Origin of the sequence: Mycobacterium sp., assembly GCF_049585075.1 — a bacterium.
In the GTDB taxonomy this organism is placed as follows: Bacteria; Actinomycetota; Actinomycetes; order Mycobacteriales; family Mycobacteriaceae; genus Mycobacterium.
Map to the genome: position 1 here is coordinate 1 of NZ_JBAUZA010000228.1, position 7,887 is coordinate 7,887.

The window sequence follows — 7,887 nt, forward strand, 5'->3', positions numbered from 1 at the left end:
GCGCAGGCTGCCTCAGCCGATCAGCCTGCCGAGGCGGGAGTGAAGTCGGTGCCAGCTCCCGCGAAGAAGCCAGGCTGGTTCAAGCGCTTCGTGAACAGCCGCGGCTTCCAGATATTCCTAAAGACACTCGCCGTTGAGTTCATCCGAGTCAGGTTCGGCGGCAGCGGTCGCCGCCGCCGATAGGTCAGGCGCCGAGCTTTTTGTAGAAGCTTCCGACGATTGGCGCGACGATCGCGCGCGGCGCATACCCGCTCGCCAGTGACATGGCCTTGGACGTCAAACCTGGCACCACACGCATCTTATTGCGCGCCAACGCATTTAGCGAGGCACGGGCGGTGTGCTCTGTGGAGATCCAGAGAAAATCGGGCACCAGCTTCTCGACGATCGACGCTTCGGCGGGGTCGGGTAGGTCGGTTCGCACCGGCCCGGGTGCCAATAGCGTGACGTGCACGCCCGATTTCCGCAGCTCCCCGCGCAATGATTCGCTGAACGTGTTGACAAACGCTTTGCTCGCCGCATACGTCGCGTTGTAGGGAATCGGTGAATTCCCTGCTGCCGAACCGGAAATCAAGATGCCGCCGGCCTTTCGCTCGATCATCCCTGGCAGCACCGCAAGCACGAGATCGTGCACGGCAATCGCGTTCAGCTGTACCTGCGCTCTTTCCACCGCTGGATCAAGCGTGGAGACCGCGCCAAAGGTCGCGGTGCCGGCGTTGGCGCACAGGATCGAGATGTTGCGGGTTGCCAACTCGTCGAGCAGTTTTGCGCGTTCGGTCACATCGGCGAGGTCGGCCGGGCGTACTTCGACGGCGACCCCATATTCGTCGGTCAAGCGGCCGGCAAGGCTGGTGAGGACGTCTTCGCGGCGCGCGGTGATGATCAGGCTGTGGCCGCGGGCGGCCAGTTCGGTGGCCAGTGCTGCGCCGATGTTCTGGGAGGCTCCGGTGACAACGGCACGAGCGTCGGGGCTGGGCGCGGGTACTGGCATCCGCCAATCGTAGACATGCCCTGCGAGCCGATCGGAAGCGCGGCGAAGCCGGGCGCACCGGGTCGGCGACCCAACGCGAAGCCGTTAGAGTCGCAGGATGAGCAACCCGGGGTCGGGTTCGCGCATATCCGAGCGATCCCGGGTGCTCAGGTGGGCACTGTGGGACACCGGTTCTGCCGGACTGAGCGCGATCGTGGTGACGTTCGTGTTCTCGGTGTATCTGACAGGCAGCGTCGGTCAGGGATTGCCCGGCGGTGCTCCGCCGGCGAGTTGGCTGGGTCGCGCGCTGGCGGTCGCGGGGATGGCCATCGCGCTGCTGGCACCGTTGATCGGCGTATGGGTAGAGGATCCGCACCGGCGCCGCGTCGCTCTAACCTTGCTCACCGGTCTGGCGGTCGCACTAACGTGCGCGATGAGCCTGGTCCGTGAGCGTCCGGAGTATCTGTGGCCGGGATTGGCACTCTTGGCGGCGACGGCGGCGTGCGGTGATCTGGCCAGCGTCCCGTACAACGCGATGCTGCGACAGCTCTCGACGCCACAGACTTCTGGCCGAATCTCCGGTCTCGGCCTAGCGGCGGGATTCATGGGCAGCGTGATGTTGCTGCTGGTGGTCTACTTCGGTTTCATCTCCGGCAAGGGCGCCACCCGCGGGTTGCTGCAGCTGTCCGCTGGCGACGGCATGAACGTCCGGACAGCGATGCTGGTCGCCGGGGGATGGTTAGCGGTGTGCGCGCTGCCGCTGCTGCTGACCGCGCGCCGGCTGCCGTCCGTGGGTGAGGTCGCCCGGCCCGAGGGCGGCTTGATCGGCGGTTACCGCAAGTTGTGGACCGAGTTGGCCGCCGAATGGCGCCGGGATCGCAACTTGGTGTATTTCGTGCTGGCCAGCGCGGTCTTTCGGGATGGGCTGGCTGGCGTGTTGACCTTCGGCGGCGTGCTCGGTGTCAACGTTTATGGGATCTCACCGGCCGATGTGCTGATCTTCGGGGTTGCCGCGAGCGTCGTGGCGGCACTTGGCGCGGTGGTCGGCGGGCTTGTTGATGATCGGATCGGATCCAAGACGGTGATCGTCGCATCGCTTGCCAGCATCATCGCGGTGTGTCTGACGATGATGGCGTTGTCCGGTCCCGGCGCATTCTGGCTCTGCGGACTGCTGCTGGGCCTGTTCATCGGGCCCGCGCAGTCGTCGGCGCGCACGCTGCTGCTGAGGATGTCCAGAGACGGTAAGGAAGGCGTGGCTTTCGGCCTTTACACGATGACCGGGCGTGCGGTGTCGTTCCTGGCGCCCTGGCTGTTTTCGGTCTTCGTCGACGTGTTCGGCGCCGTCCGCGCCGGCATGGGTGGGCTGTGTCTGGTCATGGGTGCCGGGTTGCTGGGCTTGCTGATGGTGCGTGCCCCGAGCCGAAGCCTCGCGCCGACCGGGGTTTGACGCGTTTAGCTCGACCCGTTGCAAACTGTCAGGCCCACGCCGGTGCGCTCGTTGACCTCGACCCCGTCCACGGTGAGCGTGCAGGTGACGTCGTGGCCGATGTTGATGATCGTGATATTGGCCTTCGCGCTGCTCGACGCCGCCAGGGTGATTTCCTTGCTCCACGGCAACGGGACGTTGAATTCGGTCTGCATCATCCCGTCGTTGTCCACATAGGTGATGCTGATGGCGCGGCCTTCGCCGGTGACGTTATAGCCCACGGTCTGCGTCGGGCCCGCATTGGCGGGCGGAGCGGATTCGGTGCTGCTCGGCGCAGATGCGGTGGCCGACGACGACGGCGATGTGGATGTGGTCGACGCCGGGTTTGTTGAACTGGGCATCGCCGGCAACGGGGGCACCTCGGTTTGCTTTCTCGCCGTGCCGTTGGCGATCACCAGGGCGATGACCAGTGCGGCAACCAGCAGCACCGCCGCAGCAGTGACGATCCACAGCCAGCGCGGTGCCTTCGCCCGCCCAGGCGCGGGTTCTTCCGACGGCTGATCCGGCGGAGGCTGACCGTGCGTCCAGTACCGCGGCAGTTGCTCGGTCGGGTGGGTTGCGTTCGAATTGGGCGCTGTGCCCGGGTAGTGCGGGGGCGGATAGAACGACTGTCCGCTGTATGCCGGGTCGACGTACGGCGGATAAGGCTGACGTATTCGTTGGGTTTGTTCGGTCCCCTCTTGAGCTGAACGCGTCTGCTCGGACCGACGCGGATCGTTCATGCCCACCTCATGGTGGAAGGTTACCTGCAGCACGACGCCCGCCGCCGAGACTTTCGCTGAGCAGCCGGGATCCGCGCAGGCTGAGTCAGATTGCTGATAGGCGAAGCGCCGCCGGTGCGTTTTCGGGCACGATCGGGCGGGTCGGCCGAACCGGCGAAATCCGCTGATAAGTGGAGCCGAGTGGCGGACGTGGGTCGGGTTCGCCCTCGTTGGGCCAGAGCGCGACCGCCCGTTCCGACTGCGCGGTGATCGTCAACGCCGGGTTGGCGCCGAGGTTCGCCGAAATAGCGGAGCCATCAATCACATGCAAGCCCGGATACCCGTAGAGCCGTTGATACGGGTCGACGACGCCGGACGCGGGTGAATCGCCGATAGGACAACCGCCGATGAAATGCGCCGTGGTTGGAATGTTGAAGATGTCGTTGTACAGGCCCCGAGGATCGCCGTCGATCTTGTCGGCTGCGCGCCGTGCGACGTCATTTGCGGTCGGAATCCAGTTTGGGTTGGGCTCGCCCTTGCCCTGGCGGGAGGTCATCGTGGTGCCGAGAAGGCCGCGCTTGAGGTAGGTGGTGAGCGAGTTGTCGAGATCCTGCATGACAAGCAGGAGCACCCCCCGCTCGGTGGCCTTCCGAATGTTAAAGGTCCGGATGAACGCAGCTGGGTGGCGCAGGTTGACCAACGCCCATTTGGCGAGGCGGTGTTTGTCGCCGTCCACCAGCGTGGTGCTCAGCAGTGCCATCGCGTTGCTGCCCTTGCCGCCGCGGAAGGCTTCGATGTGGGTGTTCACATCAGGGTGGATCGATGATGTCCCTGCGATGCCGTGGGCTAGGTCGGTTCGCGTGCGGGAAATGGCAAACAGGACGGCCTCCGAGTTGGTTCGCGCCAGTTCTCCCAACCGTGGCGATATCCGCGGTAACGATCCGCCGGCCCGTAATCGATGCAGCAGATTTTGCGTGCCGATCGCGGCGGCGGAAAACACGACCTGATCGGCCCGCCAGGTCCGGCGTTGCCTGCGTATCCACCGTCCACTGTGAACGGTTTCGACTTCATACCCACCGCCCGCTAATTCACGCACGTCGACGACCGTTGTCATGGGATGAATCTGTGCCCCAGCCTTTTCCGCCAGATACAGATAGTTACGTTCGGTGGTGTTCTTGGCGTTGTGCGGGCATCCGGTCATGCATTGGGCGCAGAAGATACAGCCGGCGCGATCGGGTCCCAGACCACCGAAGTAAGGGTCGGGCACCGTCTTACCGGGCTCACCGAAGAACACGCCCACCTGAGTCGGGTGGAATGTGTCCCCGACACCCAGATCGTCGGCGACCGACTTCAAGATCTCGTCTGCTGTTGTCAATCTCGGATTCGTGGCGACACCCAGCATGCGTTTGGCCTGATCGTAGTGCGGTGCCAATTCGGCCTTCCAGTCGGTGATAGCAGCCCACTGCGGATCGTTGTAGAACTGCTCGAGCGGCTCGTAGAGGACGTTGCCGTAGATCAACGAACCCCCGCCCACGCCGACAGCCGATTGAATAAGGACGTTCTTCAGTACGGTCATTTGCATGGGGCCAATGAGGCCGAAATGCGGGTGCCACCATGATTTTCGCAAATGCCAGTTGTTGGGCGGGTAATCCTCCATGTGCCAGCGGGCGCCCTTCTCGAGCACGCCGACGCGATACCCCTTCTCGCTCAGGCGAAGAGCAGCGACGGACCCCCCGAAGCCCGATCCGATCACGATCACGTCATAGTCGGGACTCATCGAAGTCCTCTCGCAGGCTGCGTAGGGCCATCAATCGACCGCGATCGAGCCTCCGCAGAGACGCTGAGAATACGTCCGGCCGATCAGTTATGGCTCGGATTGAGCAAGTGCGCCACTAACGCGACGCGTCGACGGTCAGCGCCGCAACCGTCATCGCCCGCATCACCGCCCGAGACCGTGCCGCCTTGCCGTCGGCGGGCTTGAGGCTGTGCGGAGTCGAGTTGAGCAGACCGAACACCGCGTGCGCCATCAGACGGGCGTCGGTCTCGGCAAGGTTGGGCTCGAGCTCGCGCAGGACGCCCACCCAGACCTCGACGTATTGGCGCTGGGCCTGCCGCACCTGCCGCTGCGCCGCGGCCGGTAGATGGGCCAGGTCGCGGTCCTGGATACGGATGAGATCTGGTTCACCCAGCGCGAAGTCGAGGTGAAAGTCGATCAGGCCGTCCAGCGCCGCGACGGCGTCGGACCCCCGGGATGTGACCTCGCGCGCACCGGCGAGCAGACGGGTGCTGATGCCGACCAACAACTCGACCAGCAGCGATTCCTTGTTGGGGAAGTGCCGGTAGATCGCTGGACCGCTGACCCCGGCTACGGCGCCGATGTCTTCCAGTCGCACCGCCAGAAATCCGCGTTCGGCGAACAGCCGCTCAGCTGCCGACAGCAGTTGCACGCGGCGGTCGGATTTGCGCCGACTGCGGCGATTCGGTGCCTCGGCGTGGCCTCGGGCGTCACCGCGACCGCTGTCGTCGGCCGGAGCAGACATTGCCATGACGGCCTCCCCCGACAACTCATGCTGGACACTTCGGTTAATCACCACTAACATATCACGAGTTAGTGATCATTAACCGAAATTGGCGTGCATCAGATGACTTCTCCGGCGGAAAACCGCGAAGCGCACAGCGCACTTGTCGCCCAGCTGCGCGACAAGCTGGCCGCGGCCGCCCTGGGCGGCCCGGAACGTGCTCGCACACGCCACGTCGACCGCGGCAAGTTGCTGCCCCGGGACCGAGTCGATGGTCTGCTCGACCCCGGCAGTCCGTTGCTCGAAATTGCCCCGCTAGCCGCCGACGGCATGTACGACGACGAGTGCCCAGGCGCAAGCATCATCACCGGCATCGGCCGGATTTCCGGTCGCGAATGCATGATCGTGGCGAACGACGCAACGGTCAAAGGTGGTACCTACTACCCGATTACGGTCAAAAAGCATCTGCGGGCCCAAGAGATCGCCGGGCAGAACAGGCTGCCCTGCATCTACCTCGTCGACTCCGGCGGCGCCTTCCTGCCGCGCCAAGACGAGGTTTTCCCCGACCGCGACCACTTCGGCCGGATCTTTTACAACCAGGCAAAACTGAGCTCCGAAGGCATCCCGCAGATCGCGGCCGTGCTCGGATCCTGCACCGCCGGTGGCGCTTACGTGCCGGCGATGAGCGACGAAGCGGTGATTGTCCGCAACCAGGGCACCATCTTCCTGGGCGGCCCGCCGCTGGTGAAGGCCGCCACTGGGGAAGTGGTCACCGCCGAGGAGCTCGGCGGCGGTGATTTGCACTCCAAGACTTCCGGTGTCACTGATCACCTTGCTCATGACGACCGAGACGCGTTGCGCATCATCCGGCGCATCGTCGCCACCCTGGGCCCACGCCAGCCGTCGACCTGGGATGTACTGCCAAGCGTTGATCCGATCGCCGACCAAAGCGAGCTTTATGACGTCGTCCCGGTAGATGCACGGATTCCCTACGACGTGCACGACGTCATCACTCGGCTTGTCGACGGAGGCGAATTCAGCGAATTCAAGGCGGAGTACGGCAGCACGCTGGTCACTGGCTTCGCGCGAATTCACGGCCACCCGGTCGGGATCATCGCCAACAATGGTGTGCTGTTCAGCGAATCCGCGCTCAAGGGAGCGCATTTCATCGAGTTGTGCGACAAGCGGCTGGTGCCGTTGCTGTTTTTGCAGAACATTTCCGGGTTCATGGTGGGTCGTGATTACGAGGCCGGTGGTATCGCCAAACACGGGGCCAAGATGGTGACCGCAGTCGCCTGCGCCCGGGTACCCAAGCTCACCGTGGTTATCGGCGGGTCCTACGGTGCGGGGAACTACTCGATGTGCGGACGGGCGTATTCGCCACGCTTTTTATGGATGTGGCCCAACGCACGGATCTCGGTCATGGGCGGTGAGCAAGCGGCGTCGGTGCTGGCGACGGTGCGCGGAGAAATGAGCGCTGAGGAGGAAGAGGCGTTCAAGGCTCCGATCCGCGCTCAGTATGAACAGCAGGGCAGTCCCTACTATTCGACGGCCCGGCTCTGGGACGACGGCGTCGTCGATCCTGCTGACACCAGAACAATTGTAGGGCTTGCGCTTTCGGTTGCAGCGAACGCGCCCGTCGAGCCGGTCTCCTACGGCGTCTTTCGGATGTGAGCGCAATGGGCCTCGATACGGTTCTGGTTGCAAACCGCGGTGAGATCGCCGTCCGGGTGATCCGGACGCTGAAGGCGATGGGCATCCGGTCGGTGGCCGTCTACAGCGACGCCGACACCAACGCACGCCATGTCGCCGAGGCCGACCTCGCCGTCGCAATCGGGCCGGCGCCCGCGCGCGAGAGCTACCTCAACATCGCCGCCGTCGTCGACGCGGCTGTGCGTACCGATGCGCAGGCCGTACATCCGGGTTACGGATTCCTCTCGGAAAACGCCGATTTCGCGGCCGCGCTGGGATCGGCGGGAGTGACATTCATCGGCCCGCCGGTAGGCGCGATTCAAACCATGGGCGACAAGATTGCCGCCAAGGGCACCGTAGCGGCGTTCGGAGTACCGGTGGTTCCCGGTATTGCGCGGCCGGGACTTACCGACGATGAACTGATCGCTGCGGCCGAAGAGATCGGCTACCCGGTTCTGGTCAAGCCGTCCGCCGGTGGCGGCGGCAAGGGCATGCGGATGGTCGAACAGCCGGCTGACCTGC

7 protein-coding genes and 1 pseudogene are annotated in these 7,887 nt (G+C 64.5%); 4 read left to right on the top strand and 4 right to left on the bottom strand.

All coding sequences use genetic code 11. The features are described 5' to 3' along the window. Positions 1-183: pseudogene (locus tag WB785_RS10970) on the top strand (hypothetical protein); the annotation flags it as partial. A gap of 1 nt (position 184) precedes the next feature. Here WB785_RS10970 and cmrA read toward each other — a convergent pair. Continuing rightward, positions 185-988 carry a mycolate reductase gene (cmrA, locus tag WB785_RS10975; RefSeq protein ID WP_424079102.1) on the bottom strand — a complete coding sequence of 268 codons (804 nt, stop codon included), beginning with the start codon at positions 986-988 and terminating at the stop codon, positions 185-187. A gap of 97 nt (positions 989-1,085) precedes the next feature. Between cmrA and WB785_RS10980 the strand changes: the two genes are divergently transcribed. After that, complete coding sequence (locus WB785_RS10980; RefSeq protein WP_424079103.1) at positions 1,086-2,414, top strand: MFS transporter; 1,329 nt, start codon at positions 1,086-1,088, stop codon at positions 2,412-2,414. 5 nt (positions 2,415-2,419) lie between these two features. Here the strand turns inward: WB785_RS10980 and WB785_RS10985 are convergent, their stop codons facing one another. From WB785_RS10985 to WB785_RS10995, 3 genes are all read right to left on the bottom strand, one after another. Beyond that, positions 2,420-3,175, bottom strand: coding sequence for an MmpS family transport accessory protein (locus tag WB785_RS10985; RefSeq protein ID WP_424079105.1), 756 nt, complete (start codon positions 3,173-3,175; stop codon positions 2,420-2,422). 85 nt (positions 3,176-3,260) lie between these two features. Continuing rightward, the gene (locus WB785_RS10990) at positions 3,261-4,931 is read right to left on the bottom strand and encodes an FAD-dependent oxidoreductase (protein ID WP_424079106.1); all 1,671 of its coding nucleotides are present in this window, start codon (positions 4,929-4,931) and stop codon (positions 3,261-3,263) included. A 115-nt stretch (positions 4,932-5,046) separates the two neighbouring features. Beyond that, entirely contained in the window at positions 5,047-5,694 is a 648-nt protein-coding gene (locus WB785_RS10995) for a TetR/AcrR family transcriptional regulator (protein ID WP_424079109.1), read from the bottom strand. Positions 5,695-5,796: 102 nt separating this feature from the next. Between WB785_RS10995 and WB785_RS11000 the strand changes: the two genes are divergently transcribed. Continuing rightward, positions 5,797-7,347 carry a carboxyl transferase domain-containing protein gene (locus tag WB785_RS11000; protein ID WP_424079107.1) on the top strand — a complete coding sequence of 517 codons (1,551 nt, stop codon included), beginning with the start codon at positions 5,797-5,799 and terminating at the stop codon, positions 7,345-7,347. Between the two features lie 5 nt (positions 7,348-7,352). Next, positions 7,353-7,887: biotin carboxylase N-terminal domain-containing protein (locus tag WB785_RS11005; protein WP_424079108.1), on the top strand; the 535-nt coding region annotated here is incomplete at its 3' end.